The organism is Saliphagus sp. GCM10025334 (assembly GCF_042663485.1).
Lineage (GTDB): Archaea > Halobacteriota > Halobacteria > Halobacteriales > Natrialbaceae > Natronosalvus.
The window spans coordinates 91,799-117,557 of the sequence record NZ_JBHTAF010000008.1 but is presented as its reverse complement, the minus strand read 5'-3'; the positions used below and the strand labels follow the sequence as shown (position 1 = coordinate 117,557).

The following is a 25,759-nucleotide window of genomic DNA, read 5'->3' as shown; positions in this document are numbered from 1 at the left end:
CGACGAGTTCGCTGTCCGAACTGAATTTGTCCTCGTCTTCGAGTTCCTGTTCGACTAACGCGAGCGTAAATGGCGTCGCGACGACCGGTGCATCGTATCGATGTGCCAGTTTGGAAATGGCACCGATGTGGTCGAGGTGGCCGTGAGTCGGGACGATCGCCCGGACGTCACCGTCGAGGTCGCTCATGACCCGATCGTCGGGAATGGCGCCCATGTCGATCAGGTCGAGGCTGTGCATGTTCTCCGTCTGGATGTTGTCGTGAATGAGGACCTTCGAGAGGTTCAGTCCCATGTCGAAGATGACGATATCGTTTCCTGCGCGAACGGCAGTCATCTGCCGTCCAACTTCCTCGTAACCGCCGATGGTTGCAATTTCGATTTCCATAGATGTGCCGATCATAGCGGTCCAGCCACAGGGAATGGGAAGAGAGCGAGTCAGGCGTCAGTGAGAGGCGTCGGTCGCGGTAGCACACGTGTTCGTCGTCTTGCCGTTCACCCGCATCCGTGTGAGGGACAGCGCGTCTTTCGGTTAGATAGGTAGTGACTCTTCGGACCTATATACTTCAGGGTTCGTGCTCGAGAAACACACTCACGTGATCCACTAGCCCCTACTCGAAGTGGTTCCAACGGACGACAAGTGGTTCCAAAGAGTGTGACGGCGTCTGGTTAGGCTCACAACGGGAGAACGTGAATTGGGGCAGATTTGACCCTCGCCGAGACGTGCTCGCTTCGCTGTGCGCGCCTCGTCTGGTTCAAATCCCCCCGTAACAACTTTTCAGCGACGAGCGACTCGCTACGCTCACGACTTCGTCGTTCGCATTTCCGTGGCGCGTAGCGCCACGCTACGCTCGTCGCGTTGTATCGCTGAAAAGTGGGTTGGGGCAGATTTGAACTGCCGGCCTCCTCCATGTCAAGGAGGTGTCATAACCAGACTAGACCACCAACCCGTCCGGTTCGCGTCTTCGTCCTGCAGTCAATCGTTGCCCGCCACCCTAATTGAAGGTTTCGAATCGGTGGCCGTACGCGAGACCTCACCACGGACGAGTCTCCGACACGCTTAAGTCTATGTACTTGTTTGGTCATTACCAGACAGACTCGTACATTGGTGTCCCCTATGAAAACGTACGTCGAACACGTAACTGACGGTCACGATCTGACGCAAGCCGACGCTCGAGCCGCTTCTAACGCGGTCTTCGAGGGTGCGACCGAGGCCCAGATTGGTGCGCTGTTGACGGCCCTGCGCGCGAAAGGCGAAACGGAAGCCGAGATCGCGGGCTTCGCGGAGGGCATGCGAAACGCCGCGCGAACGATCGACCCCGACCGCGAGCCGCTTGTCGACACATGCGGCACCGGCGGCGACGACTACGATACGATCAACGTCTCGACGACGAGCGCCATCGTCGCCGCGGGCGCGGGCGTACCAGTCGCCAAACACGGCAACTACTCGGTATCCTCATCGTCCGGCAGCGCCGACGTGCTCGAGGAAGTCGGCGTCACCATCGACGCCGAACCGCCGGCCGTCGAGCGGACCATCGAGGAGGAGGGCATCGGCTTCATGCTCGCGCCGGTCTTCCACCCCGCGATGAAGGCCGTGATCGGGCCGCGCCAGGAACTCGGGATTCGGACGATCTTCAACGTCCTCGGCCCGCTCACGAATCCCGCGGGCGCGGACGCGCAGGTCGTCGGGGTGTACGACACGGACCTCGTGCCGGTCCTCGCCCGGGCGCTCGCGCGAATGGACGTCGACCGGGCGCTCGTCGTTCACGGCGCCGGCACCGACGAGATCGCCATCCACGGCGAGACGCGAGTCGCGGAAGTCGACGGCCAGAGCGTCGAGGAGTACACCCTCGAGCCGTCCGACCTCGGCCTCAAACGGCACGCCATCGACGACATCTCGGGGGGAACGCCCGCGGCAAACGCCGCCGACCTGCGCGGTATCGTCGAGGGGGACGTCGACGGGGCCAAACGCGACGTCATCCTGGCGAACGCCGGGGCTGCCATCTACGTCGCCGGCGAAGCGCCCACCCTCGAGGCCGGCGCGGACCGCGCACTCGAGGCGATCCAGCGCGGGGACGCGAGCGCGACGCTCGATCGACTGTGCGGGGTCGCTCCGGAGGCCCGGTGACGTGACTCGCGTCAAGATCTGCGGCCTCACGCGAGAGACCGACGTCGAGGCGGCCGTCGACGCCGGCGCTGACGCCGTCGGTGTCGTCTCGGACGTTCCGATCGACACGCCGCGCGAAGTCGCTCCCGAGCGGGCGGCCGAGCTCCTCGGCGCCGCGCCACCGTTCGTGACGACCGTCCTGGTAACCATGCCGACTGGCCCCGAGCGAGCGATCGAACTCGTCGAGCGGGTCGACCCGGATGCGGTCCAGATCCACGGCGGGATGCGCCCTGGCGACCTCGCGTACCTCCGGGCCAAAATCGACGCACAGGTGTTCCTGGCGGTCGATGCAGAACGGGTGACCGCCGCCTCGCGGTACGACGATCTCGCGGACGCGCTGGTCGTCGACTCCGTGGACGACCAGGGTGCGGGCGGGACCGGCGAAACTCACGACTGGGAACGGACCCGAGCGGCGACCGCTGACCTCGAGTCGCCCGTGATTCTCGCCGGCGGGCTGGTTCCTGACAACGTCGAGGATGCCATTCGAACCGTCACGCCGTTCGCCGTCGACGTCTCGAGCGGGATCGAATCCAGCCCTGGCGTCAAAGATCACGACGACGTCCGGTCGTTCGTCGAGCGAGGTCGACGAACGGCACTGGCGCCGAACGAACCTCGCCAGCGAGTGATCGAGCCGTGAGAAACGCCAGACGAGCAGTCACGAGGGAGCGATGACGGATTCCAGATCGACGACCACGACGCAAGCTGCCGGGACGCCGACGTTCGAGACCGACCGCGAGAGCTTTCGTGCCTACGCGAACGCCGCTGATCGCACCGAGCGGCCGGCCGTCGTGCGCGTCGAAGCGACGCTCGAGGTCGAGACGACGCCGCTCACCGCCTACGCCGCGCTTACCGGGAGAACGGCGACGGACCGGATCGAAGGCAGTGAGGGCACCGAAGCCGACGAGGGCGACAGAGCTGACGAGCGAACGCCCTACGCGTTCCTGCTCGAGAGCGCCGAGAAGACGCCCTCGAGCGACCCGGACGGGGCCTTTCAGCCGAACGCGAGCACGGCGGAGCGACACGCCCGCTTCTCGTACGTGGGCTACGATCCCGACGCCGTCGTGACGGTCGGGCCCGAGGGAGTCCAGGTCGAAGTGCTCTCGGCTGCGGCGCCGCTCGAGGCGATCGAAATCGGTAGCAGGGGGGCCGGGGACACCCTCGACGCGCTCCGGGGCGCACTCCCCAACGTCCGGCTCGAGAACGTGCCAGACCGGGACCGCCAGCACTTCGACGGCGGACTCGTCGGCTTTCTCGCCTACGACGCCGTCTACGACCTCTGGCTCGAGGAGGTCGGTCGCGAGCGGCCCGAATCGCGATTTCCGGACGCCCAGTTCGTCCTGACGACGAAGACGCTCGCCTTCGACGAACGGGACGGGTCCGTTTCCCTCGTGTTCACGCCGGTCCTCGAGGCCGACGACGATCCGGATGCGGTGTACGACGAGCTTCGCGCCGAAGCGACACGCGTCCAGGAGACGCTGGAGTCGGCGACGGCACTCGAGACCGGGGGGTTCCGTTGCCAGGGCGAGACCGCTGGCTCGCGGGAGGACTACGAGGGACACGTCAGGCGCGCCAAAGAGCACGTGCTCGATGGGGACATCTACCAGGGCGTGATCTCCCGTCGGCGAGAACTCCGCGGCGACGTCGATCCGCTGGGATTCTACGAGTCGATGCGGGCTGTGAACCCCTCGCCGTACATGTACCTGCTCGAGCACGACGACCTCACCGTCGTCGGCGCGAGTCCGGAAACGCTCATCTCCGTTCGCGGGCGAGAGATCATGTCGAACCCCATCGCGGGCACCTGCGACCGAGGCTCGAGCCCCGTCGAGGACCGTCGACTGGCCGGCGAGATGCTCGCCGACGGGAAGGAGCGCGCCGAGCACACGATGCTGGTCGACCTGGCGCGAAACGACGTTCGACGGGTCGCCGACGCGGGATCGGTCCGCGTCGACGAGTTCATGAACGTCCTGAAGTACAGCCACGTCCAGCACATCGAGTCGACGGTCACCGGCACGCTCCAGGAGGATCTCGACGCGTTCGACGCGACCCGCGCGGCGTTCCCCGCCGGGACGCTCTCGGGTGCGCCCAAGGTCCGGGCCATGGAGGTCATCGACGACCTCGAGGACGAACCACGCGGGCTCTACGGCGGCGGCGTCGGGTACTTCTCGTGGACGGGCGACGCCGACGTCGCGATCGTCATCCGGACGGCGACGGTCGAGGAACGAGACGACGACCAGTTGATCACGGTTCGGGCGGGTGCGGGACTCGTCGCCGACAGCGATCCAGCCGCCGAGTACGAGGAGACCGAGAAGAAGATGGGCGGCGTAGTGAGTGCCCTCGAGCGGATCGACGTGGACTCGAGCACGAGAGGGCTTTCAGAGAGCAGTGGTAGTGACGGCGGTCGAAGTCATTCGAAGCGGAGCGAGCACGACGAACAGGACGACACCGACGAAAACGCCGTCGCGGAGGCACGCCGATGAGCTCTTCACGCGACGACCACGACGTCGGCGTACCCGCCGAGACAGAAGCCGAACCGCCCCATCCGCACGTCCTCGTCGTCGACAACTACGATTCGTTCACGTACAACCTGGTCGAGTACGTCAGCGAGCACGCCGAAACGACGGTCCTCAAGAACACCGCTTCGCTCGAGGACGTTCGCGCGGTCGAGGCTGACGCGATCATCGTCAGCCCCGGTCCCGGTCATCCGAAAAACGACCGGGACGTGGGCGTCTCGATGGACGTCATCAGGGAACTGCGTTCGACAGTTCCGATCCTCGGCGTCTGCCTTGGCCTCGAGGCCGCCGTCTACGCGTTTGGCGGGACGGTCGAGCGCGCTCCCGAGCCCATCCACGGGAAGGCCTCACCCGTCACCCACGACGGGCAGGGCGTCTTCTCGGGGCTCGAACAGGGGTTCCAGGCCGGTCGGTACCACTCCCTCGTCGCGGTGGACGTGCCCGACTGTCTCGAGGTGACGGCGACGACCGACCACGACGGCAAGTCGCTCGTGATGGGCGTTCGCCACGTCGACCCGGACGTGCCACTCGAGTGCGTGCAGTTCCACCCCGAGAGTGTGCTCACCGCTGTCGGCCACGACGTCATCGAGAACTTCCTCGACGGAATCGCCTCTCAGAACTGAAGCGCGTCGAGGTAGCCGACGGTGTACAGCGCCGCGAGGACGACGGCGGCGACCAGACCGACTCTGATCGCCATCTTGATCGCGAACCTGACCGCCACGACGACGACGGCGAGGACGACGAGCGCCGCGAGCACCATGAGCACCGGTGAACCTGTAATCGGATCTAGCATACCTACCTACGCGCGCTAAAGATACCTAATACTTCCGACCATCTTGACAGTAATTCGGAAGTGAACGTTCCGATGGCGACAACCAGCCGAGTCGCTCGAGCTGCTCGGGTCGCTCTAGACGAGAATCGACGCGACACGTCGAAACCCCGAACCGGCCGGGCACCCCACCGTGTCGTGTGTTCGCGAGACCGCCACCTCCTTCACTCGAAAAACTAAAAACCACCGTACGTCGCCGTTCTGAACGAGAATTCGATCACTTTCGGTCCACTCTGGAAATCGTTAAGGCCGTTGGGTTCGTAGCGTCTTACAGACGCCACGGCGGCAGTCTCAGTCGCCGGTTTCATTTACGAGCACCGACTGGTATAAACACAACTGAAATTGTGTTCTTACAACTCAGGTAGATTTATAGGGTTGGGAGAACACCAAACCGTCGTCACTACTCATGGAACGGAACACTCAATTTTCGGGGAAACTCGCGTCAGGAGACTCCTGCGTGCTCGAGGTGGCGCGCGCATGAGCGGGTCCGAACTCACCGCGGACGATCTCACGCTCCCGATCAAGCGCACCGAGGGAGAGACCCTCGAGGATCGGATGACGGCAAACGCCTACCAGAACATCCTTCCCGCCCGCTACCTCCGGAAGGACGCCGACGGCGAACTCGCTGAGACCCAGGAGGAACTGTTCGAACGCGTCGGGAAGAACATCGCGCTAGCCGAAGCGGTGTACGAGGCGAACAACCAGGGTCTCGAGATCACGGTTACGCCCGATCAGCTCAAGCCGGGTCATCCGCGCCGGGACGAACTCGCGGCGGAGGTCTTCGGGGAGGGGACCACCGTGGACGACGACAGCGAGACGACGCTGACCGAACGGAACGTCAACAAGTTCGCTTACGACACGATCGTTCCGGAACTGCCGGAACCCGTGCGCGAGCACGTCGAAGACGTCGCCGAGACGTTCATCGAGGGGATGGAGAGCCTCTCGTTCATGCCGAACTCGCCGACACTGATGAACGCCGGCGACGAACTCCAGCAGCTCTCGGCGTGTTTCGTCATGAGCCCCGACGACGACCTCGCAGACATCCACGAGACGGCCAAGAAGGCCGCCGAAGTCTTCCAGTCCGGCGGCGGCGTCGGCTACGGATTCTGGCAGCTTCGCCCGTTCGGGGACAGCGTCGGCTCCACGGGCGGCATCGCCTCCGGACCGATCACCTTCATGCGGACGTACGATCAGCTCTGTGAGACCATCGCGCAGGGCGGGACGCGACGAGGCGCCCAGATGGGCATCATGCGCGTCTCGCACCCGGACGTCATCGAGTTCATCCACGCGAAGAACAAAGACGTCTCGCTGGCACACACCCTGCGGCTCAACGATCCCGACGACTATACGTACACGACGTTCGCCGAGGCGCTCGAGGAGGCCCGCGAACTGATCGACGACGACGGGAAGGTACCGAAGCACCTGCGCAACGCTGTCGAGGGCCACCTCTCGAACTTTAACATCTCCGTAGGCGTCACTGACGCCTTCATGGAAGCCGTCCAGAACGGCGAGGAGTACACCTTCACCAACCCGCGCACGGAAGAACCCCACATCGCCACCGAGGAAACCAAGGAGATGTACGGCCGCTACGACCTCGGCGAGTACGTCGAGGTCGGTGAACCGCTCTCGGTACCCGCCGAACTCGTCTGGGAGCGCATCGTCGAGGGCGCCCACGAGAACGGCGAACCAGGGGTCATCTACCTCGAGCGAGTCAACAAGGAACACTCCTTCGACGTGGAGAAACACCCAGAACATACCATTTTAGCGACAAATCCCTGCGGCGAACAGCCGCTCGAGGAGTTCGAGGCCTGCAACCTCGGTCACATCAACCTCTCGACGCTGGCGGACTTCGACGCCCCCGACTGGCGCGTCTGGTCGACCGAACACGCCGAGGAGTACGACTCCCACGAGGACGCCGTCGCCGCGTTCCTCGAGGACGCCATCGACTGGGAGAAATTCGACGAGCGCATCGAGTACGGGACGCGCTTCCTCGAGAACGTCGTCACCATGTCCGACTTCCCGGTCGAGGAAATCGAGGAGACCGTTCGCCGGATGCGCAAGATCGGACTGGGCATCATGGGCCTGGCCCAACTGTACATCCAGCTCGGTATCAAGTACGGCAGCGACGAGGGCAACGAGGTCGCCCGCCAGTTGATGACGCACATCAACCACGGTGCGAAGGAGACCAGCCACGAACTCGCCGAAGAGCGCGGCTCCTTCGCCGACTGGGACGACTCGAAGTATGCGAACCCGATCGAGTACCGCGAGTGGTTCGAACACCAGACGGGCGAGTCCGCCGACGACTGGGCGGACGGCTACCCCATCCGAAACCACAACGTGACGACCATCGCACCAACCGGGACGACCTCGATGGTCGGCAACACGACCGGCGGTTGTGAGCCCATCTACAACGTCGCCTACTACAAGAACGTCACCGACGACGTCCAGGGCGACGAGATGCTCGTCGAGTTCGACGACTATTTCCTTCGGACGCTCGAGGCCAACGACGTCGACGTCGAGGCCGCGAAACGCGAAGCCCAGGAACAGATGGCCACGAACCAGTTCGACGGCGTCGACGGCCTCGAGACCGTCCCGGACGCCATCGGCGAACTGTTCGTCATCACCGCGGACCTCTCGGCGAAAGATCACGCCGCGGTCCAGTGTGCCTGCCAGGAGGGCGTCGACTCCGCGATTTCGAAGACGGTCAACGCGCCCAACGACTCCACGCTCGAGGACGCCAAGGACGTCTTCGAGTGGGTCTACGAGCACGGTGGCAAGGGCGTCACGTACTACCGCGACGGCACCCGAACCAAGCAAGTCCTGACGACGCGAGCCGACAATACGGAGTTCGCCGACGAGCAGGAAGCCGCCGAAGCGTTGCTCGAGCAGATCGACGACATCTTCGGCGGTCTCGAGCAGTTCCTCGAGCACGAGGACGTCCGAGACGTACTCGAGGCCGACGGCGCGACCATCGGCACTCAGGACGAACCCGTTACGGTCGACTTCGCCGAGAAGCGCGAACGCCCCGATTCGCTCCAGGGCGTGAGTCAGCGGATCGACACCGGCTACGGCAAGGTGTACGTGACGATCAACGAGGACCCCGAGACCGGCCAGCCGTTCGAACTCTTCGCGAACATTGGCCACTCCGGGGGCTTCACGAACTCCTTCACGGAAGCGCTCGCGAAGGTCATCTCCACCTCGCTGCGCTCGGGCGTCGATCCCGAGGAGGTCATCGACGAACTCTGTGGGACCCGGAGTCCGAAAGTCGCCTGGGACAAGGGCGAACAGATACAGTCGATCCCGGACGCCATCGGCACCGCGATGCGCCGGTATCTCGACGACGAAATCGACAAGCCGTACCCGAAACAGCAGACGCTCGAGGAGTCAGCGGACGCCGAGACTGACACTGACGCAGACGCCGGCCTCAAGACCGACGTGGAGGTCGTCGACGCGGACGACCACGAGACCGACGGTGGGGCGGCGACTGCGGACGAACGGGACGCCACGCAGGACCTCATCGACGCCGGCGAATCTCCGGAGTGTCCCTCCTGTGGGTCGCTCTCGCTTTACTTCTCGGAGGGCTGTAAGACCTGCGAATCCTGCGGTTGGAGCGAGTGTTGATCGAGTAGCTCGACGCCGATTCGGATTTTAGCTTTCCAGAGTTTCAACGGAGGGTTCGACTTCACTGGAGGAGTGGCTCTCGAGCCAGCGGCCACACCGAAATCGAATCGTTTCTGACTCCTACCGCGCCCGTCGAGAGGTTCTCGAGATGAGCGGCGAACGTCCGAGTCGGGCCTGAACCCGACGACGTGACCATCCTACGGGGCTCTGTTGAAATGCTAGTAAATGATATTCGCGACCTGGTGCGGTCAGTACAGTGGATACACTACTCGGGTGGGTCAGCGGAGTCACCGAATCCGCTTCCATACGTTTCGATGACTTCCGTGATGGTGACTTCGTACGCGTCGTACCACTCGCTCCACCGCTGTTTCGCTCGTTTGTGGTCTGCATCCGCGCCAAACGCCTCGAGCGCGTCGAGTGAGTCCCAGTAGTAGACGACGAGCACCTCGCCACTTGCTGGGTCGTTCCACGTTCGTTTACCGCGATAACCGTCCGTCTCTTCGGCAACGGCCTGGATCGAGTCGTTCAACTCGTGGAACTCCGCATCGTACTCCCCCGGATCCAGGCGAAACGTAACCAGGTACATCGATACCTGTACCCAGGCTTTTGCGGTCAAAAAGATTCGCTTCCGCGAACACGATGCGCCGGAGATACCCTCGTGACACAAACGCACCGTCCACACACGAGATACGAGGGCAACCTTCGACAAGCTCCTCCGACGGAACACTTAGCACGCCCGACGCCGAAACGCAGCCAATGACCGACGCTGGACCCGCATGTCCCAGTTGCGGGGCCCACCTCTACAAACGTCACTGCAAGTACGTCTGTCCCCAACACGGCGTCGTCTACGATTGTTCCGATCCGTTTCGATAGTCCACCGACAGCCGGTTCAACGACTTCGATACTCCCACGTGGACGGACGACTCACCGACTGAGTTGACCGAAACGACTACCTCCTCGAGTGTCCCACGTTCTGACGATTCCCGTCGCATGGCCACCGAACCGACGATTCTCGTCGTCGACGACGAGCGCGAACTGGTCGACCTATACGCGAGCTGGATGCGCGACAGCTACGCCGTTCGCACCGCCTACACGGGTCGCGGCGCACTCGAGCAGGTGAGCGACGAGGTCGACGTCGTGCTGCTCGACCGACAGATGCCCGATCTCGCCGGCGACGAGGTCCTGGACGAACTCCGTCGTCGAGGCCACGACTGCTGGGTCATCATGGTTACCGCCGTCGACCCCGGACTCGACATCATCGATCTCGACGTCGACGACTACGTGACGAAGCCAGTCTCGCGAACGACGTTGACACGCCTGATCGAAACCCTCCGCGCCAAGTCGCGATACGGTCAGCACGGTCGTCGTGAAGTGGCGGCGCTCTCGAACAAGAAGGAAGCACTCGACGGTTCCCTCTCGATCGACGACCTGGAGGGAACCGACCGATACCAACGGCTCGAGGCGGACTTACAGGAACTCGGTGACTCGATGGGAGACGGGTTCGCCGAAAGGGAATAGCGCAGGGGTTCGCCGAGGGCGAGAGCGCAAGGATCCGCCAGGGATGGGTAGCCCGAATACCGTGAGGACACAGAATCGTGAATGGAGATGCGTCTTCGTTCACTCGAGCGACGTCCCCGCGGTCGACCCAGTCCGGAGGTGGCTGTAGATCGACGGTGCGACCAGTGCAACGGCGACGACCGCTGCCGACCCGGCGAGGACGAACCCGTGCTGACCGACCCCGTCGACCAGGACGTCGTTCGTGAGCCTGGCCGCCGAGGCACCGACGAGAACGGCCGCGATCGTCCACGGCAGCTCGCCGAGGGCCGTCCCACCAACGAGGTGTCGAAGCCGAACCCCGCTGACGGCTGCGGCGGCTGTCGCGACGTCCGAGGGAATCGGCGCGAGTCGAGACGTGACGACGCCGCGAACGGGGCCGACGGCGTCGTAGTAACGGTCGATCACGTCGCAACTCCGCCCGAGGAAACCGGCGAGCGGGCGTCTCTCGCCGGTCGACCGGTTGCTTCCCCCGACGAGCCAGCGAACCACGAGAAAGGTCGGAATTACGGTCAGCGAGACGCCGAGCAGGGCGACAGGGAGGCCGAGAACCGCGCCGTAGCCGTAGCCGACCAGGACGGCGAGCGGAGTCGTCGGCCACGCGAAGAGGGGCCGGACAGTGTACAGAACGGCGACGGCGAGCCCGAACCGGTACGGATCGCCAGCGACGGATTCGAGCACGCCGACCGTGGCCGACGGCGAGACGAACAGGCTCGCGAGGAAGACGAAACCCACGAGTCCCGTCCCGAGGAGGGCTCGAGTGGTGATCGGCGACGCCATCGATTGCCGGAGGTTCGAACGCCGGGGTTGAAACCTTTCTGTCTCGTGACGTTCTCCCGAAGTGATAGCAGCGGTTCCCTTCCTTCCAATCTCCGTATTGTTCGGTACTGAGAGCGCCAAACCGAGCGATGGGGCCGAGCGTCGACACAACGTTTATCACCGTCCACGGAACACTCGAGAGCGAGCACGATGGCCGAAGACGACCGCGTCAACCTCGGACTCGCTCTCCTCGAGCGACTCGAGCACGAGTCGCTCCCGCTCCCGGCGGTCGTCGACCGAATCGAGACGATCACCAAGGATCCCGCGGTGACGCGAACGATCCTCGACGAGGCGGAGTTACGCGGCATCATCGACCGGGAGGACGGCATCGTCCGGGTGAAGAGCCGCCAGTACGTTCGATTTCAGGAACAGGTCGTCACCAGGGAGGGCGAATTCTCTTGCCGACGCTGTGGCGCCGGACTCTCGACGGGTCACTTCATCAAACTCGAGGCTGGCGAACTCGGGCCGTTCGGCTCGTCGTGTATCAGGAAGGTCACGGGGCGGGAGTGAGAGCAATGATTACGTCAGAAACGCCGCCGTAACGCCAGAACTATCCGTTCGGTAGTTGCCATACAGTCGGTAGCTACTATAGTTTCGGTAGTTGCTATAGTTCCGATAGCTTTGTCAGCAACAGTTATCGACCCTGCCGAAGCTCCTCGATCAACTGCTCGATAGTCGCCTGTTGGGCCTCGAGCAACTCGGTCTGGGCCTCGACGGCCGACTCGAGCGACTCGATCCGCTCGAGCAGTTCCGGGTCGGCCAAGGACGAGTCGGCCGTCGACGTGTCCCGGACTGCGCCGGCCGAGGCCGAAGATCGATTGGTCACGCTGGATTCGTCGTGCAGATCGCCGTCGGCGGCCTGCTGCTGGGCCGTCTGCCCGGGCACCTCGTCCGTGTTTGACCCCAAATCGAAGGCACTCGAGGAGCCGAGTGGGTCGTTGGAGGGGTCGGTCTCGGTCGGTTCCTGGCTCGCGGCCGCCTCCTCGTCGAGGTCGTCTGGTTCCGGCGGGTTAGCATCCAGCGGGTCGACGCCGATGCCGAAGTCGACGCCCGACGCTGACTCGCTCGTCGGTTCGTCCGCGTCGTCCTCGTCTGCCGCGAGGAGCGCGTTGAGTTCCTCGAGCGTCTCGACGTCGTGGAACGAACAGAGCGCGCGCTTGAGGCGTTCGGCGACCTCGTCGGCCTGGTCGTTCGGCGCTTTGATCCGCTGCTGGCGACCGTCCACCCCGAGGACGACCTGCGTGGCGACGCTGCCGTCCTCGAAGGACAGGTTCGTCACGTCGGCGTAATGGTACTGTTCGAAGTCGCTGTCCCAGACGGCCTCGCCGATGTGCTTGACGAGTCGGTCGCTCGTGATGATCAGGGTGAGTTCGCTGAACCGGAACGTCTTGAGGACGGACTCGCCCGAGTCGGTGATGTCGTTGCCGGTGAGCACGCCGGCGAGCACGGGGTGGAGAACCTCGTCGGTTCGATTGGCCGGAATCGTGAACTCGCGTTCGCCGTCGAGGGGATACTCGAGCGTAAATCGCGTCTTTCGACGCCCCTCCGAGAGGGTGAGACGGTCGGCGTCGTGCGGGAACGTGTCGACTGATTCGTCGCTCAACAGTCCTTCGGCGCGATAGATGATGGTCCTGGAGGGTGTGATGAACAGTTCGTCGTCACCACCGAGTGGCACTCGAGCGGCGATTTCCTCGCCCTCGAGCGTCGACTGGACGATACCGGGAACGGTCATGCACCGTGGTTCGTATGGGCTGGTGATAAATCCGTGGGTAGGGATTACACGCCGTCGGCGAATGGGAAGGTTAAAGAAACACAGCGAACAACCCGCTACTGCAGCAAGCCCGGGTGGCTTAGCTGGACATAGCGCCGCACTCATAGGGTTCAGAGATTCGGTGCGGTTTCGCCTTGGAAGCCTCCGTGTCCCTCGAGGACTCTGCCGAGCCTCGAACCTGGGACATGCGGAGATCGAGGGTTCGGAGCCCTCCCCGGGCATATTGCCACTTCTACGGAGCCACTATTAACGACCTCGAGCTGAGCGTCCCCTCACTTGGTGTACGGGGTGATTAGCCTGATCCGACGTTCCCTGCTACTGTCGCTCTGGAAGGCGTACTGTGACGACTCTCCGCGCACCATTTAATCGTGGAAGGACACCGACTTCACCGTTCCCGAGTCCGACAGCTACCTCGCCGAACACATCGAATTCGAAGGTAGACGGGCCGCAGGCCCCGGTGGGAAACTACTATTCGTGCCGTGGACTAATCGCGACCATCTCGAGACCGCTGTCGACGTCGTACCTATCGGGCGGGTCGGTGGGGCGTCGGCGACGGCCTTGCCCAAGGAGAGGGGCGCCCGCGACTACAACCGTCATCGAATGCGATCTTCCGGGGAGCCCGAGTATCGGTAAGTCCGTACGTTCTCGAAGTCGAAAAGTCGGCTCCTGCCAGGTCAGTCCTTTTTTGGCTCGAAGCCGGAGTCGAGTCATGACGACCCACGTGAGCGTCGAGCAGGTCAGGTGGTGGCTCGACGAGAACGCCATTCAGGACGTTACGCCTCACTCTCAGGAGGAAACGGAGTTCAACCTGCAGGTGACTCTCTCGCGCCTGCCGATACACCTCATCCAGGAGGAGAAGCGGGGTCCGATTCGAGTCGTCGGGCGTAGCGCGTTCGACACCGAACGGGCAAAGCGACTCATCCGCGAGGAGGAGTCGCGCACAGAGCTGCTGGCCCAGATCGGGCCAGTGCTTGCTGCGACGCCCGGGTTCTACACGTTCCTCGACGAGGAGGACCGTGCCTGTGAGCTTCGGAACGCCGAGGTGCTCCAACTAGAGCACCGGATCTATCCTGGTGAGGCGACTCAACAATCGTTGATGGACAGCGTGATGGGAATCGCCACCGGAATGCGCTACGTCCAGAACGTACTGGCAGCGACACACCCCGGGTCATCAGCGGTATCCGATGAATCCACTAACGAGAGTACCTCAGAATCGGATACTCCGTCCACCGACGAAACGGACGCGGACTGATTCCCTTCGTTTTGCCAAAAATGCATGAGTCGATGAGCATCTTTCGTACTCACGACGCTCTTGATTGTAGATTCCGAAGATTTAGGACGTGAAACGGACTGTTACGTACGGCATTACGTCGTTCACTTGCAGCGGAGCTACCGGCTCGACCGGGTGCTCCGTCGCCTGGAAATCACGTCTCGCCCTGCGCCGCCGGAAGAGCGACCGAAAACGTCGCGCCCTCCCCAGGCTCGGAATCGACCTGGATATCGCCGTCGTGGCGCTCCGCGATTCGCTTACAGACCGCGAGGCCGATCCCGGTTCCTGAGACCTCGTCCTCGCTGTGAAGCCGCTGGAAAATTTCGAAGATGCGTTCCGTCTCGTCCGGATCGATTCCGACCCCCTCGTCGCGAACCGAGACGAGCCAACGGTCGCCGTTCCGTTCGGCCGTCACGTCGACGACTGGCGGTTCGTCGCCGCTGTATTCGATCGCGTTCGAGACGAGGTTCTGAAAGAGTTGACGGAGCTGGCTCGGGTCACCCTCGACGCGAGGGAGGTCGTCCACCTCGAGATTGGCGTCGCGTTCTCGAAGCTTGAGCTCGAGGTTTTTGCGAACGTCAGCGAAGACGTCGTCGAGGTCGACCGGTTCGAACGGTTCCCGTTGCGTCTCGACGCGCGAGTACTCGAGGAGGCCGTCGATCATCGCCCGCATTCGCTCTGCGCCGTCCACGGCGTACTCGATGAACTCCTCACCGTCCTCGTCGAGTTCGTCGGCGTAGCGACGTTCGATCAACTGGAGATAGCTGGTGACCATACGAAGCGGTTCCTGAAGGTCGTGGGAGGCGACGTACGCGAACTGCTCGAGTCGCTCGTTCGATCGCTCGAGCTGTTCGTTCGTCTCCTCGAGTTTGTCCTGGACGCGTTCGAGCGCGCGATTCCGTCGCTCGAGTTCGAGGGCGTTCGTTTTGGCCCGGGCGGCGTAGGTTCCGACGCCGAATCCGGCGACGCAACTCAGCGCGGTGAGAACGGCGAGCGACCGTCGGGGGTCTTCGAGCCCCATGTCCGGTTGCGCGTGATAGACCCCTAGAATAACGAGCATTCCGCCGATTCCGAGAAGCGACCAGCGCGCGACGGACGAGTAGAATCGATGGTCGACGGCCGACGTCGGGAGACGATACCCGCCGACGAAGACGACGAGGCCCGACCCGGCTATAAACGAGAAGACGACGAATGCGGACCCGAGCGACGTTCCCTCCGACACCACGGTGACGAAGTACGTGGTGCCGACCAGGACGTACAGTAGACCGAGTCCCATCACCGCGTATCGGCCGATTACTCCTACCGACAGACGAGACGAAGTCGTCATCGTAATGCGCTGGGATTGAACACGGTATCAGTTAACGATGTATGTCGGTCGTTCGAGTAGTCCGTCGTGAACACCCGACGTGGAGGCGGTAAAACGAAGTAACCTATCTCCGCACGAGATAGTTTCCGAACGATGGTAGCGGGAACACCTACCGCTAACAGAAGCCGTCTATATGCGGTTGTGGTGAATGTCGATGATGACGACAGTCGCCGAACTCGAGGTCCCCGCCGGCCACTTCGCTGCAGCGACCGCGTTCGAGCGCATCCCGTCGCTCGAGCTCCAGTTCGCAGGGGTGGTCGGAGAGGGCCCGCCACTCGTGTGGGTGTCGGGGGCGAGTCGCAACGAGATTCAGGAGGCGCTCGAGGCGGATCCAACGCTCTCGGTGCTCGCCAGTCTGACCGACGCCAGCCGCGAACGCTGGCTCTTTCGCCTCGAGTTCGACGCGCCGATCATGCAGTTCCAGGAGGTGATCGCCGATCACGGTGGAGCCATCCTCGAGACGACCGGAGTTGACCACGACTGGACGATCGAACTGCTCTTTCACGATCGACAGTCGCTGTCGGCCGCACACGACGAACTGCTGGATCAGGAGTTCTCCGTCTCGGTGCGTCGCATGACGGAACTGGACGGCGACCTCAGCGAGGAGACGCCGCTCACGGAGACCCAGTACGAGACGATCGTCACGGCCCACGAACTGGGCTACTTCGACGTACCGCGAAAGGTGACGCTGAAAGAGCTCGCGGACGAACTCGGTATCTCTCACCAGGCGCTGTCGGAACGATTACGGCGAAGCCACGCGGCGCTCGTGAGCGCCAAATTGTCCGATGGAGACCAGCGGAAGGTCGATCTCTGACTGCCCTCCGTCGACTTCTTCGCGTAGTCGTGCACTCAATTCGAGTGACGTGACTCGGGTTGCAAGCGGTGAGTGACGACCATCGGACACCGTCGACCGACACTGGCGTCCTGGATTGGCGGAACGCGGATGCGTGAACATTCGGTGTAAATAGTGTAGATACTCCGTCTCGAGCATCGCCAGTGGTACCCCGTCTGAGTCCCGTCAGTCTGTCCCGCCTCAAGTCCCGTCAGTGATCAACCGAATAGTTCTGTGCCAATGCACCCAACAAATACTGACGATCGTTTTTCCTGACCCCCAATTATTCCGTATTCGTCCCCAAAATACCGGTAATATTGCTAAATTTGCTCATTGAGTCGGATTTATGAAGATATCCGATCAATAGTGATTCGTCGACGGGACCTCCCGCCGACTAAGGAATCGACGCATCAACGACCCCTGTGAGTGCAAGTGGCTCGCGAACGACGCAGTTCGGGTGCCACGTGACACAACCGACGTGTCATGGTGGATCACTCATGCTCGAGTCGACCACGCCTCGCGACCATTCGTGGCTGTGTGGTCGCTAACGTGGTCGTCTTCCACAAGTGCCTCCACTGTCACATCTCGACCGGTGTGTGACATCGACGCGGATACTGTACAGATTTCTATAGGAATTATCTGGCTGAAGGTGGAAGACCGTACTATGTGGAACACCGCACAGAACCGGAATCAGCCAGTTCGTGTCTCGAGCGAGAATTCGAGAACGGATCAAATACGGAGAAAACGATGGTAGACGTCGCCCTCTCCGTCGGTCGACTCCTCGTCGCGTTCGTCCTGGTCTTCCTGAACGGCTTTTTCGTCGCCGCGGAGTTCGCATACGTTCGAATTCGAGCGACCGCTGTCGACGCACTCGTCGAGGAAGGGCGCTCGGGGGCGGTCCTTTTACAGGACGCGATGGATAACCTCGACGATTATCTCGCCGTGACCCAGCTCGGCATTACCATCTCCTCACTCGGTCTCGGCTGGATCGGTGAGCCCGCCGTCGCGGCTCTGCTCGAACCCGTACTGTCGCCGATCTTACCCGGGGGGCTGATCCACCTCGTCTCCTTCGCCGTCGGGTTCAGCATTATCACCTTCTTGCACGTCGTCTTCGGAGAACTGGCGCCGAAGACGATCGCGATCGCCGAGGCAGAACGCGTGGCGCTGATCGTGGCCCGACCGATGAAGCTCTTCTACTACGTCTTTATCCCCGGACTCGTCGTCTTCAACGGGACCGCGAACTTCTTCACGCGGCTCATCGGCATCCCGCCGGCCTCCGAGAACGAGGAGGTACTGACCGAAGAGGAGATCCTCGCCGTGCTGTCGACGGCCGGTCGGAAAGGGAACATCGAGATGGAGGAAGTCGAACTAATCGAACGCGTGTTCGACTTCGACGACCTCTCGGTCCAGGCAGTCATGGTTCCCCGACCAGACGTGATCACAGTCTCCGCGGACACGCCGCTTCCGGCCGTTCGGTCCAGAATCATCGAAGAAGGCCACACCCGATATCCGGTGATCGATCCCAACACGGACGATCAGATCGAGGGATTCCTCGACGTGAAAGACGTTCTCCGCGTCACCCACGAAAATCCCGACGCCGACGCGCTAACGGCCGGCGACGTCGCCCGGGAGATGCTCATCTATCCGGAAACCGGTTCGGTCATCGACCTCCTCGAGCAGATCCAGCGCGAACGAAAACAGATGGTCGCCATCGTCGACGAGTGGGGCGCGTTCGAGGGCATCGTGACCGTCGAGGACGTCGTCGAGGAACTCGTCGGCGACATTCGCGACGACTTCGACGTGGCCACGGACGAACCGTCGATCGATCGGCGACCCAACGGCACCTACGTCGTCGACGGCGGACTCACGGTCTCGAGGCTCAACGAGACGCTCGAGACCGCGTTCGAAGCCGACGGCGTCGAGACTGTCGGTGGGTTGATCCTGTCTCGAGCGGGTCGCGTTCCGGACGTCGGTGACGAGTTCGAGATCGAGGGGTACGAGTTCGCCGTTGCGGCAGTCGAGGGGACACGTATCTCGCAGGTCGAGGTCCGGAACGCAGGAGCGGGGTCCGCCGAATCCACGGAAGATTCGAGCCTCGAGTGATCGACGAGAGCGCGTGATCGATTCTCGAGGTCTCGCGTCGGTGGTGGAGCGCGTTACCGATTCGCCTCGAGCCAGTCGACGGCGAAGTCGACCATCGCTCGCTGGGGAACTAGCCGCGCGTCGGCGGCGCCGACCGATCCGCGTCGAACGATCGAGTCGTGTTCGTCCTCGAACGCGTCGCCGAGGGTCGCGAAGTCGCTGGCGTCGGTTTCGATGTCCTGGAAGGTGACCGACGTTGGCTCGCCCTCTTCGAGAACGGTAGCGACGGTATCGGTCGGTGGCAAATCGATGTCCGCCCGGTACTCGGCGAGGTGGAGCGAGGTGTTGGCGCCGTGGTCGACTCCTAGCAGGAGGACCGAGCCGGAGCGGTCGTAGACGCTGGCCAGCGGCGAATGCTCCCCCAGACCGTCGTCGAACCCGTGGTCGGCGACGATGGTTTCGGCGTCGGCGCCCCAGGCCGCGAACGAGACGGTCGGGTGCTGGCTCCGATAGACGTCGGGGTACGATCGAAAACACTCCGGAACCGCGCCGACGCCGCGTGTCGGCGTGGTCGCCGGTCGATAGGGTGGTCGCTCCGCTCGAATCGTGTCGATCCAGTCGTCGGGAACGGGTGGGTTCGACCAGACGGCCGGATCGCCGTACTGTCCGGAGTGGGTCGGCATGACGAGCGTCCCCGCCTCGGTTACGGCGGCCATGAGCGCGTCGACGACGGTCTGGGCGTCCACGCAGACCCACCCGAAGGAGCTGAGCGAAGAGTGGACGAGCACTGTCTCACCCGCCGTCAGCCCAAGCGCCCGGAGGTCGTCGACGAGCGACGACACTGTCACGGGTTCGTCCACTGCGTCGATCGCATCTCGTTCAGACATAATTCGTCTCACACACAGGAATCATTTGAGTGTTCGGACGCGATCCAGAGCAGAGACCACGACCCAGCAGGACTCGATAGATCGCTATATATCATGAAGTTTAATACTACAGATTACGTAGTGGTCGTATGACCGATTCAGACACCATCATGGACGCGCTCGAAACGATCCTCGACGTTCCGGCGACTGAGGCCCTCGAGTCGGCGACCGACGTGAGAGAAGTTCCCGACGGGGTAGAAACGGCAGGCGGGGAAGAAGCGATCGACGAGACGACGAACGACGAGTCGTCGGCGAAACGGGACGTTCTCTCGCTCTTGGAACGCCGACACGCCCTCTCGATTCTGCGAGCGATTACGACCGCGGGCGGGCCGAGTCGCTTCTCCGAACTCGAGGACGTGATTCCGGCCTCCCCGAACACCCTCTCCGCGCGCCTCTCTGAGTTCGTCGACGCCGGACTGCTCGAGCGAACTGCCTACGACGAGGTTCCCCCGCGCGTGGAGTACGAACCGACCGACGCTGGGGCGACACTCTCCCCGCTGTTCGTCTACCTCCGCCTGTGGGAGAGTCGATACGGCGACGAACTCGAGGGGTGAACGGGCCTCGGAAACTCGAGGGGTGACCAAGTTCCCGAAAATCGGGTCCAGAACGAGGCCCCAGAACTCCATACGAAAGCGAGAGCATCGGAGGCTCGAGACCCGAAACCGTCGCGGGGAAAGGAACTTCTTTGAGGCACCCGCCGGTACGGTCCGGTATGGAAGGCACGGCCGTTACCGTCGAGTCCGTCACCGAAGTGGGACCGTCGACCGTCGCACTCGAGCTCGCGACGCCCGAAGAGTTCGAGGCACTCCCCGGGCAGTTCGTCCTCCTCCGAGCGGCGCCCGAGGGCGAGGAGGTCGCACGCCACTACACCCTCTCGTCGCCGACGGTCGAGGAGACGTTCGAGATCACCGTCGGGGTCGACCCCGACGGCGAACTCGCACCGTGGCTCGCCTCCCTCGAGGGCGGCGAAACGGTTCACGTCGAGGGCCCGTTCGGAACGATCGCCTACGAGGACGACGGCGACGTCGTGGCGATCGCCGGCGGACCCGGCATCGGCCCCGCGGTCGCCATCGCCGAGGCTGCCCAGAGGGCCGGCCACGACGCGACCGTCATCTACCGGGACGACGAACCGGCCCACACCGAGCGACTCGAGGCACTCTCGGAAGCGGGGGCGACCGTCACGGTACTCGAGGCGGACGACCACGAGGGTCTCGAGTCGGCCGTCGACGCCCACCTCGAGGACGGGCAGTGCTACGTCTTTGGGTTCGCCGACTTCGTCGACCAAGTCGCCGAGGCGATCGAGGCCGCCGGCGGGGATCCGGAGGAGGCGCGCATCGAAAACTTCGGGTAGGGCCGGTTCTCTCGGCGCTCGCAGGTTTGCGTGAATTCTCGACTCGAGTTACACAGACTCGCTGATCGTCGCACTCTCTTCGAACGCTGACCGGCAGGACGGACAGCAGAAGTGATAGCGGTCGTCGTCGATGGTGATCGAGACGCCGTCGTCAGTCACCCGGTTCGAACACTCGTCGCACGTAAAGGCTAGATCGGACGAGGCGATCGACGGGGACCAGTGGCGGTCCTCGAGCAGGTGAACCCGGTAGCTGTCGAGGGACTCGAGGTCGACCGCGTCGGCGAGCACCGCTCGTATTCGTGCCTGGGAGACGGTAGCGGTCGCGAGCACTCGGCCGTCCGCCGTCGCGAAGACGTGTTCGATCGCCTCGAGCGAGGACAGGCGGTCGGCGATCCCATCGTCTGCGTCCGGCGAGAGCGTACAGTCGATCAGTACCTCGGTCCCCGCAGAGACGGTCGATCGATCGACGTCGACGGTAAAGCCATCTATCACGCCGATGTCGACGAGTCGGTCGACTCGGTTGGACACAGTCGGCGCGGAGACGTCGATCCGCTCGGCGACTTCGCTGTAGGGCTGGCGGGCATCCGCGACGAGGTGGTGGAGGATCTCGATGTCGATTTTATCCAGGGTTCGCACATACATAAATTGTATACTCCAGTATTACAATTTTTGGATTCTGCAGAAGCATCATAGTTGTCCATGCAGAAACGATACGTTGGGCTCAGGCAAAGACGGCGCCTCTCGTGACTCGAGCGACGCCGCGAACGGTTCCTCTTCAGAACGCCGCAGCGGAATCGAAACGCTCAGAATCGCCGCCAACAGCGCCGTTTGTTCGCTCCCTCCCCCGCATAGATCGTTGGAGCGCTGCAATCCAAATCAGTTGATCGACCACCTTCGCTCGGCCGTCCGCGTTGAATCGGCAACTGCTGTTTAGCGCAGGGAGAATGTCAATGTCCTCTAGCCTGTCGCGTCCCCGGCCGTCGAGGGTCGAACGCATACCGTTAAGCGCCTCCTGGCGAATGCTCGAGGCATGCAGATAGACGATGCAAGCGACGTCGTTCGAATCACGTTCGATCGACCCGACGTGCTCAACGCCTTCTCGACGGAAACGGCCGTGACGCTCGCCGATGCGATAGCCGACGTCTCGCCGGCCGACCATCACGCCGTCGTCCTGACGGGCGAGGGAACGGCGTTCAGCGCCGGGGGTGACATTCAGGCGATGGCCGAGCGGCGGGAGGGGCCACAGGAGGCGTTCGACCGGATCACCGAGACGTTCGGCCGGGTCGTCGAGGAGATGCTCGAGTGTCCGGTTCCGATCGTCGCGAAGGTCAACGGCGACGCCGTCGGCGCCGGCCTGGCGATCGTCGCCCTCTCGGACTTCGCGTACGCCGTCGAGGACGCGACGTTCTCGTGTGCGTTCGTACGCGTTGGGCTGATTCCCGACACCGGTGGAACGTTCCTCCTGCCGAAACTCGTCGGATTGCGAACGGCGAAGGAACTCGCTTTTACTGGGAAATTCTTCGACGCCGACGAGGCCGCCGACCTCGACCTGATAAACGAATCCGTCGACCCCGACGACCTCGAAGAGCGCGTCGAGGAGACCGTAGATCGACTCGCCCGTCGACCGACCGAAACCATCGCGCTGATGAAGCGGGCGATGCACGAAAACCTCGGTCGCCACTGGGGTGAGGCCCTCGAGTACGAGAACTTGTTGCAGGTGCAGGCGTACACCTCCGATTCCCACGAGGAGGGCGTGTCGGCGTTTCTCGAGGGGAGAGAGCCGGATTTCGACTGACCTACTCGAGTGCCTGCAGCGGCAGGCAGCAGACCCTTCATCAATTTCGTGGACTGTTCGAGTGCAATGGCACGAAACCTGACAGAGGACGACATCGGCAAGACAGTGGTCAACGCGAACGGCGAAACGATCGGCATGGTTTCCGCCATGCAACACGGCACGGCCCACGTCGAACCGGACCCGGGAATGACGGACACGATCAAGGCTAAACTCGGCTGGGGCGACACCAACGAGGACACCTACCCGCTCCAGGAGAACGCCATCGAGCGGGTCACCGACGACAAGATCCACCTCCGATCCGACCTCGGTGACACGACCGGCACGACCGGCACGAGAGGGACGGACCGCGGAACTGACCTCTAAACCGGTTCGAACCAGGTTCCAATCGTTTTTCCGTCGCCCATCGTGTCAAGAGATAGCACGCGCATGCAAGGTCCACTTGCATCCGTGTGCCGCCCGTTGATTCGAGCGCTATGTCCGCACGATTTACGCCAGAGGACGTCGGTAAGCGTGTCATCAACGAGCACGGCGACGACGTCGGTATGGTCACTGACGTCGAGGGCGCTACTGCCTACGTCGAGCCTGATCCGGGGATCACCGACAGCATCAAGGCCGCCCTCGGCTGGGGGTCGCCGAGCGACGAGGCGATCACACTCGAGGAGTCCAACGTCTCCGAGGTGACCCGCACGGAGGTTCACCTCCAGAGTCCTGGCGCGATGGGTGCCGACGACGTGGGCGACTCGAGCGGTCACGAGACGGAGATGGGGTCCGAGATAGAGAGGGGATCGGGGATGGAAGCGGAACCGAAGACGGGGACCAGGACCGGTGTCGACGAACGAGAGCCGATCGAGGAGGGACCGGGAAGTCGAGAGACGGAACCGAACCGGTCGGAACCGGATCGAACCCGCGGTATCGACGAGGGTCACGGCCGAGTCGATGACGAGGACACGGCGAAAGTCTTTGAGGAGGACGAAGACCTGTTCGACGAGGGCGAAGGGGTCTTCGACGACGAAGAATCCGCGGTCGAACCCGACTCGAGGTCGAAGACGGCCGACCAGCACCACGGCGGCCTCGCGCGGGAACGCGACGACGAACCGGATCGGGAGCGAGGGGCAGACGGGCGAAGCGTGAGCGACGCGGACGGTGACAGCGCCAGAAAACGGAAGGCGGAGGAGATGAATGCGGTTTCCGATTCCGAGAGCGACCGCAGTGAGGAAGAGGACGACCGGCGACGCCGTGGGAAGCGACGGAGTACCGAGGACGAGGACGACGAGCGGATTATCTGAGAACAGAGGCCTCAGGGCCGAGACTTGAGACCTGTGGCCTGGAACCAGCGGCTTGAGGCTCGAGATTCGATCCCTGAAACCACCAACGACCGAACGGGCCAGAACCGGCGCGATCGTCGGTTACTCCCGCCCGGAAAACGCTGCCAGACTCGACTGCACGCCCGCCGCCAGTTCCGACTTTCGCCGTAACCGATCGAGGGATACCGGCAACTGCTGAGCGACCGTTGCGACGGCATCGTGGAACGTCTCGGCAGTCCCGTACTCCCCGGCGAGGCCGGCACGGTTGCCGTCCTCGAGACCGTTTGCGGCCCCCGGTGCGCTCTCGAACGCGTTCCGGACACTCTCTCTGACTTGCCAGACCCCAACTGGCGCCCAGTAATCGTCGCTCACCTCCCGAAGCACCAGACACTTCGCCTGGCGACCGATCGACTCGAGGTGCTCGAGGACGCCGAGTCGGGCGGCGTAGTAGGCGCCCGCCGTCTCCTCGACGTAACTCGAGCGGCCCTGGTACCCCTCCGAGGCGCTGGCCATCCAGATTCCGGCGCCCGGATCGGGGTTCCAGATGCTGCCCGGCGCCTTCATCTCGACGAGTTCGTACTCCCAGGTGCCGGGAGCGAGGATCACCCAGTAGCGGTTGCCGACGTACTCGTTGGCCCAGACCTGTACCTCGTCGATGCTCGGGGCGTTCCGGATCCGCCCGCGGAGGTACTGCCCGACGGTGTCGTCGACGGCGGTGATCGACCATCTGGTGGGAACGAGTCGTCGCTGGGCGGCTTCGCCGAGGGCACCCGCCGAGAGGATCGAGTTGATCTCGTAGACGTCGAACCCGCGCCGGTAGAGGTAGGTCATCGCCCCCTGGGCTTGCCAGTCGTCGTCCTCGAGGGTCTTCTTCACTGGTCGGGGAACGTGCGGGTTCTCCGTTAAATCCGCGGAGCGGGCCGCCGCCCTGGGCCCGCGCGGGGTCGCCACGTCGGTGCCCGCGTCGAGGCCCAGGTCGGGTTTGCCCTCGAGACCGATTTCGAGGTCCACCGGTCGATCCGCGATTGCCACCTCGCGCTGGACGCCGACGAAGCCGTCCCAGACGTCCTGGACGGAGGGAGCGAGCCGGCTGGCAATCCCCGGTGCGTCGACGTTGGCACGCTTGTTCGAGTTGAGCAGGCCGGTCCGGCGCTGGAGCACGTCGTCGATTCCGTACCCCTGCTGGTACCAGTTCCCGTCCGTGACGTAGGACTCGGCGTCGTCCTCGTCGCCAACCGGCGAGAGCACGCCGACGGGGATGTCGGGGTAGTTCGACCGCCCGACGAAGATGGAGGGCGCTGTGGAGCCGACGAGGGTGTCGCCCGAGAGCGCCCGCTCGAAGTTGCGCTCGAAGTCCTCGAGGTGGTCCGTGATGGCGTAGGACTTCTCCTTCGCGAGGCGCCGGCGCTCGGCCTCCTCGTCGGGTTCTAACTCCTCGATGTAGTCGTCGAGGCGCATTCACTCGAGGTAGGGGCGGCGAGGGTTTGAATGTTCGTCTCGAGGTCCCGAGCGGCGTGGTCTCTCTCGACGAGTGATCGCCGAACTCCCACGCGGGATTGATTTAT

25 protein-coding genes and 2 tRNA genes are annotated in these 25,759 nt (G+C 63.3%); 17 read left to right on the top strand and 10 right to left on the bottom strand.

What is annotated here, in order from left to right; translation table 11 throughout:
* Nucleotides 1-385: MBL fold metallo-hydrolase (locus tag ACFQO4_RS20600; protein WP_500262608.1), on the bottom strand; the 385-nt coding region annotated here is incomplete at its 3' end.
* 487 nt (nucleotides 386-872) lie between these two features.
* A tRNA-Val gene (locus ACFQO4_RS20595) sits at nucleotides 873-947 on the bottom strand.
* A 167-nt stretch (nucleotides 948-1,114) separates the two neighbouring features.
* Between ACFQO4_RS20595 and trpD the strand changes: the two genes are divergently transcribed.
* The 4 genes from trpD to trpG are packed head-to-tail and all read left to right on the top strand — an operon-like array spanning nucleotide 1,115 to nucleotide 5,297.
* Nucleotides 1,115-2,125 (top strand): anthranilate phosphoribosyltransferase, encoded by a 1,011-nt coding sequence (gene trpD / locus ACFQO4_RS20590; RefSeq protein ID WP_500262603.1) that lies wholly within the window; start codon nucleotides 1,115-1,117, stop codon nucleotides 2,123-2,125.
* A gap of 1 nt (nucleotide 2,126) precedes the next feature.
* Complete coding sequence (locus tag ACFQO4_RS20585) at nucleotides 2,127-2,801, top strand: phosphoribosylanthranilate isomerase (protein WP_500262602.1); 675 nt, start codon at nucleotides 2,127-2,129, stop codon at nucleotides 2,799-2,801.
* 31 nt (nucleotides 2,802-2,832) lie between these two features.
* On the top strand, nucleotides 2,833-4,641 hold the full coding sequence (trpE, locus tag ACFQO4_RS20580; protein WP_500262601.1) for an anthranilate synthase component I: 1,809 nt from the start codon (nucleotides 2,833-2,835) through the stop codon (nucleotides 4,639-4,641).
* A complete protein-coding gene (trpG, locus tag ACFQO4_RS20575) occupies nucleotides 4,638-5,297 on the top strand; it encodes an anthranilate synthase component II (protein WP_500262600.1) in 660 nt (219 codons plus the stop codon). The genes trpE and trpG overlap by 4 nt, the downstream gene beginning before the upstream one ends.
* Here the strand turns inward: trpG and ACFQO4_RS20570 are convergent.
* On the bottom strand, nucleotides 5,288-5,467 hold the full coding sequence (locus ACFQO4_RS20570; RefSeq protein ID WP_500262599.1) for a DUF8029 family protein: 180 nt from the start codon (nucleotides 5,465-5,467) through the stop codon (nucleotides 5,288-5,290). The genes trpG and ACFQO4_RS20570 overlap by 10 nt on opposite strands.
* Nucleotides 5,468-5,980: 513 nt before the next feature.
* On the opposite strand from ACFQO4_RS20570, the gene ACFQO4_RS20565 reads away from it, so the two are divergent.
* On the top strand, nucleotides 5,981-9,124 hold the full coding sequence (locus ACFQO4_RS20565) for an adenosylcobalamin-dependent ribonucleoside-diphosphate reductase (protein WP_500262598.1): 3,144 nt from the start codon (nucleotides 5,981-5,983) through the stop codon (nucleotides 9,122-9,124).
* 265 nt (nucleotides 9,125-9,389) lie between these two features.
* Here the strand turns inward: ACFQO4_RS20565 and ACFQO4_RS20560 are convergent, their stop codons facing one another.
* Nucleotides 9,390-9,710 (bottom strand): antibiotic biosynthesis monooxygenase family protein, encoded by a 321-nt coding sequence (locus ACFQO4_RS20560; protein ID WP_500262597.1) that lies wholly within the window; start codon nucleotides 9,708-9,710, stop codon nucleotides 9,390-9,392.
* 170 nt (nucleotides 9,711-9,880) lie between these two features.
* On the opposite strand from ACFQO4_RS20560, the gene ACFQO4_RS20555 reads away from it, so the two are divergent.
* A complete protein-coding gene (locus ACFQO4_RS20555) occupies nucleotides 9,881-9,997 on the top strand; it encodes an HVO_2523 family zinc finger protein (protein WP_305882003.1) in 117 nt (38 codons plus the stop codon).
* 117 nt (nucleotides 9,998-10,114) lie between these two features.
* Nucleotides 10,115-10,642, top strand: a complete 528-nt coding sequence (locus ACFQO4_RS20550) for a response regulator transcription factor (protein ID WP_500262596.1) — start codon at nucleotides 10,115-10,117, stop codon at nucleotides 10,640-10,642.
* 99 nt (nucleotides 10,643-10,741) lie between these two features.
* On the opposite strand, the gene ACFQO4_RS20545 is transcribed toward ACFQO4_RS20550, so the two are convergent.
* A complete protein-coding gene (locus ACFQO4_RS20545; RefSeq protein ID WP_500262595.1) occupies nucleotides 10,742-11,458 on the bottom strand; it encodes a TVP38/TMEM64 family protein in 717 nt (238 codons plus the stop codon).
* Between the two features lie 189 nt (nucleotides 11,459-11,647).
* Between ACFQO4_RS20545 and ACFQO4_RS20540 the strand changes: the two genes are divergently transcribed.
* Nucleotides 11,648-12,007 carry a DUF5830 family protein gene (locus tag ACFQO4_RS20540; protein ID WP_500262594.1) on the top strand — a complete coding sequence of 120 codons (360 nt, stop codon included), beginning with the start codon at nucleotides 11,648-11,650 and terminating at the stop codon, nucleotides 12,005-12,007.
* A gap of 124 nt (nucleotides 12,008-12,131) precedes the next feature.
* On the opposite strand, the gene ACFQO4_RS20535 is transcribed toward ACFQO4_RS20540, so the two are convergent.
* Nucleotides 12,132-13,229: a DUF7115 domain-containing protein gene (locus tag ACFQO4_RS20535; protein ID WP_500262593.1), complete on the bottom strand. Its 1,098-nt coding sequence runs from the start codon at nucleotides 13,227-13,229 to the stop codon at nucleotides 12,132-12,134.
* A 107-nt stretch (nucleotides 13,230-13,336) separates the two neighbouring features.
* Between ACFQO4_RS20535 and ACFQO4_RS20530 the strand changes: the two genes are divergently transcribed.
* Together ACFQO4_RS20530 and ACFQO4_RS20525 are read left to right on the top strand one after the other, a co-directional pair.
* Nucleotides 13,337-13,489 (top strand) — tRNA-Met (locus tag ACFQO4_RS20530).
* 488 nt (nucleotides 13,490-13,977) lie between these two features.
* A complete protein-coding gene (locus ACFQO4_RS20525; RefSeq protein WP_500262592.1) occupies nucleotides 13,978-14,520 on the top strand; it encodes a type III secretion system chaperone family protein in 543 nt (180 codons plus the stop codon).
* 172 nt (nucleotides 14,521-14,692) lie between these two features.
* Here ACFQO4_RS20525 and ACFQO4_RS20520 read toward each other — a convergent pair whose 3' ends face one another.
* Nucleotides 14,693-15,865: a sensor histidine kinase gene (locus ACFQO4_RS20520; RefSeq protein ID WP_500262591.1), complete on the bottom strand. Its 1,173-nt coding sequence runs from the start codon at nucleotides 15,863-15,865 to the stop codon at nucleotides 14,693-14,695.
* 196 nt (nucleotides 15,866-16,061) lie between these two features.
* Here ACFQO4_RS20520 and ACFQO4_RS20515 point away from each other — a divergent pair, with 196 nt between their 5' ends.
* Nucleotides 16,062-16,718: a helix-turn-helix domain-containing protein gene (locus tag ACFQO4_RS20515; RefSeq protein WP_500262590.1), complete on the top strand. Its 657-nt coding sequence runs from the start codon at nucleotides 16,062-16,064 to the stop codon at nucleotides 16,716-16,718.
* Nucleotides 16,719-17,483: 765 nt separating this feature from the next.
* Nucleotides 17,484-18,839 carry a hemolysin family protein gene (locus tag ACFQO4_RS20510; protein ID WP_500262589.1) on the top strand — a complete coding sequence of 452 codons (1,356 nt, stop codon included), beginning with the start codon at nucleotides 17,484-17,486 and terminating at the stop codon, nucleotides 18,837-18,839.
* Between the two features lie 53 nt (nucleotides 18,840-18,892).
* Here the strand turns inward: ACFQO4_RS20510 and ACFQO4_RS20505 are convergent, their stop codons facing one another.
* Complete coding sequence (locus ACFQO4_RS20505; RefSeq protein ID WP_500262588.1) at nucleotides 18,893-19,705, bottom strand: AAC(3) family N-acetyltransferase; 813 nt, start codon at nucleotides 19,703-19,705, stop codon at nucleotides 18,893-18,895.
* A 128-nt stretch (nucleotides 19,706-19,833) separates the two neighbouring features.
* Here ACFQO4_RS20505 and ACFQO4_RS20500 point away from each other — a divergent pair, with 128 nt between their 5' ends.
* Complete coding sequence (locus ACFQO4_RS20500) at nucleotides 19,834-20,298, top strand: winged helix-turn-helix transcriptional regulator (RefSeq protein WP_500262587.1); 465 nt, start codon at nucleotides 19,834-19,836, stop codon at nucleotides 20,296-20,298.
* Nucleotides 20,299-20,456: 158 nt separating this feature from the next.
* Nucleotides 20,457-21,095 (top strand): FAD-dependent oxidoreductase, encoded by a 639-nt coding sequence (locus ACFQO4_RS20495; RefSeq protein ID WP_500262586.1) that lies wholly within the window; start codon nucleotides 20,457-20,459, stop codon nucleotides 21,093-21,095.
* Nucleotides 21,096-21,143: 48 nt separating this feature from the next.
* Here the strand turns inward: ACFQO4_RS20495 and ACFQO4_RS20490 are convergent, their stop codons facing one another.
* Nucleotides 21,144-21,731, bottom strand: coding sequence for an AsnC family transcriptional regulator (locus ACFQO4_RS20490; protein ID WP_500262585.1), 588 nt, complete (start codon nucleotides 21,729-21,731; stop codon nucleotides 21,144-21,146).
* Nucleotides 21,732-22,125: 394 nt separating this feature from the next.
* Here ACFQO4_RS20490 and ACFQO4_RS20485 point away from each other — a divergent pair, with 394 nt between their 5' ends.
* From ACFQO4_RS20485 to ACFQO4_RS20475, 3 genes are all read left to right on the top strand, one after another.
* Nucleotides 22,126-22,890, top strand: a complete 765-nt coding sequence (locus ACFQO4_RS20485) for an enoyl-CoA hydratase/isomerase family protein (protein ID WP_500262584.1) — start codon at nucleotides 22,126-22,128, stop codon at nucleotides 22,888-22,890.
* A 66-nt stretch (nucleotides 22,891-22,956) separates the two neighbouring features.
* Complete coding sequence (locus tag ACFQO4_RS20480; protein WP_500262583.1) at nucleotides 22,957-23,253, top strand: DUF8593 domain-containing protein; 297 nt, start codon at nucleotides 22,957-22,959, stop codon at nucleotides 23,251-23,253.
* Between the two features lie 110 nt (nucleotides 23,254-23,363).
* Nucleotides 23,364-24,176, top strand: coding sequence for a DUF8593 domain-containing protein (locus tag ACFQO4_RS20475; protein ID WP_500262582.1), 813 nt, complete (start codon nucleotides 23,364-23,366; stop codon nucleotides 24,174-24,176).
* Between the two features lie 120 nt (nucleotides 24,177-24,296).
* Here the strand turns inward: ACFQO4_RS20475 and nreA are convergent, their stop codons facing one another.
* Nucleotides 24,297-25,652 (bottom strand): DNA repair protein NreA, encoded by a 1,356-nt coding sequence (gene nreA, locus ACFQO4_RS20470; RefSeq protein ID WP_500262581.1) that lies wholly within the window; start codon nucleotides 25,650-25,652, stop codon nucleotides 24,297-24,299.
* Between the last annotated feature and the right edge of the window lie 107 nt (nucleotides 25,653-25,759).

Bases quoted from the DNA above. Each gene is read 5' to 3' on its own strand.
- trpG (WP_500262600.1), top strand. From the start codon at position 4,638: ATGAGCTCTTCACGCGACGACCACGACGTCGGCGTACCCGCCGAGACA.
- ACFQO4_RS20555 (WP_305882003.1), top strand. From the start codon at position 9,881: ATGACCGACGCTGGACCCGCATGTCCCAGTTGCGGGGCCCACCTCTAC.
- ACFQO4_RS20545 (WP_500262595.1), bottom strand. From the start codon at position 11,458: ATGGCGTCGCCGATCACCACTCGAGCCCTCCTCGGGACGGGACTCGTG.
- ACFQO4_RS20565 (WP_500262598.1), top strand. From the start codon at position 5,981: ATGAGCGGGTCCGAACTCACCGCGGACGATCTCACGCTCCCGATCAAG.
- ACFQO4_RS20520 (WP_500262591.1), bottom strand. From the start codon at position 15,865: ATGACGACTTCGTCTCGTCTGTCGGTAGGAGTAATCGGCCGATACGCG.
- ACFQO4_RS20495 (WP_500262586.1), top strand. From the start codon at position 20,457: ATGGAAGGCACGGCCGTTACCGTCGAGTCCGTCACCGAAGTGGGACCG.
- ACFQO4_RS20505 (WP_500262588.1), bottom strand. From the start codon at position 19,705: ATGTCTGAACGAGATGCGATCGACGCAGTGGACGAACCCGTGACAGTG.
- ACFQO4_RS20570 (WP_500262599.1), bottom strand. From the start codon at position 5,467: ATGCTAGATCCGATTACAGGTTCACCGGTGCTCATGGTGCTCGCGGCG.
- ACFQO4_RS20550 (WP_500262596.1), top strand. From the start codon at position 10,115: ATGGCCACCGAACCGACGATTCTCGTCGTCGACGACGAGCGCGAACTG.
- trpD (WP_500262603.1), top strand. From the start codon at position 1,115: ATGAAAACGTACGTCGAACACGTAACTGACGGTCACGATCTGACGCAA.
- ACFQO4_RS20560 (WP_500262597.1), bottom strand. From the start codon at position 9,710: ATGTACCTGGTTACGTTTCGCCTGGATCCGGGGGAGTACGATGCGGAG.
- nreA (WP_500262581.1), bottom strand. From the start codon at position 25,652: ATGCGCCTCGACGACTACATCGAGGAGTTAGAACCCGACGAGGAGGCC.
- ACFQO4_RS20540 (WP_500262594.1), top strand. From the start codon at position 11,648: ATGGCCGAAGACGACCGCGTCAACCTCGGACTCGCTCTCCTCGAGCGA.
- ACFQO4_RS20480 (WP_500262583.1), top strand. From the start codon at position 22,957: ATGGCACGAAACCTGACAGAGGACGACATCGGCAAGACAGTGGTCAAC.
- ACFQO4_RS20475 (WP_500262582.1), top strand. From the start codon at position 23,364: ATGTCCGCACGATTTACGCCAGAGGACGTCGGTAAGCGTGTCATCAAC.
- ACFQO4_RS20500 (WP_500262587.1), top strand. From the start codon at position 19,834: ATGACCGATTCAGACACCATCATGGACGCGCTCGAAACGATCCTCGAC.
- ACFQO4_RS20515 (WP_500262590.1), top strand. From the start codon at position 16,062: ATGACGACAGTCGCCGAACTCGAGGTCCCCGCCGGCCACTTCGCTGCA.
- ACFQO4_RS20510 (WP_500262589.1), top strand. From the start codon at position 17,484: ATGGTAGACGTCGCCCTCTCCGTCGGTCGACTCCTCGTCGCGTTCGTC.
- ACFQO4_RS20525 (WP_500262592.1), top strand. From the start codon at position 13,978: ATGACGACCCACGTGAGCGTCGAGCAGGTCAGGTGGTGGCTCGACGAG.
- ACFQO4_RS20535 (WP_500262593.1), bottom strand. From the start codon at position 13,229: ATGACCGTTCCCGGTATCGTCCAGTCGACGCTCGAGGGCGAGGAAATC.
- ACFQO4_RS20485 (WP_500262584.1), top strand. From the start codon at position 22,126: ATGCAGATAGACGATGCAAGCGACGTCGTTCGAATCACGTTCGATCGA.
- trpE (WP_500262601.1), top strand. From the start codon at position 2,833: ATGACGGATTCCAGATCGACGACCACGACGCAAGCTGCCGGGACGCCG.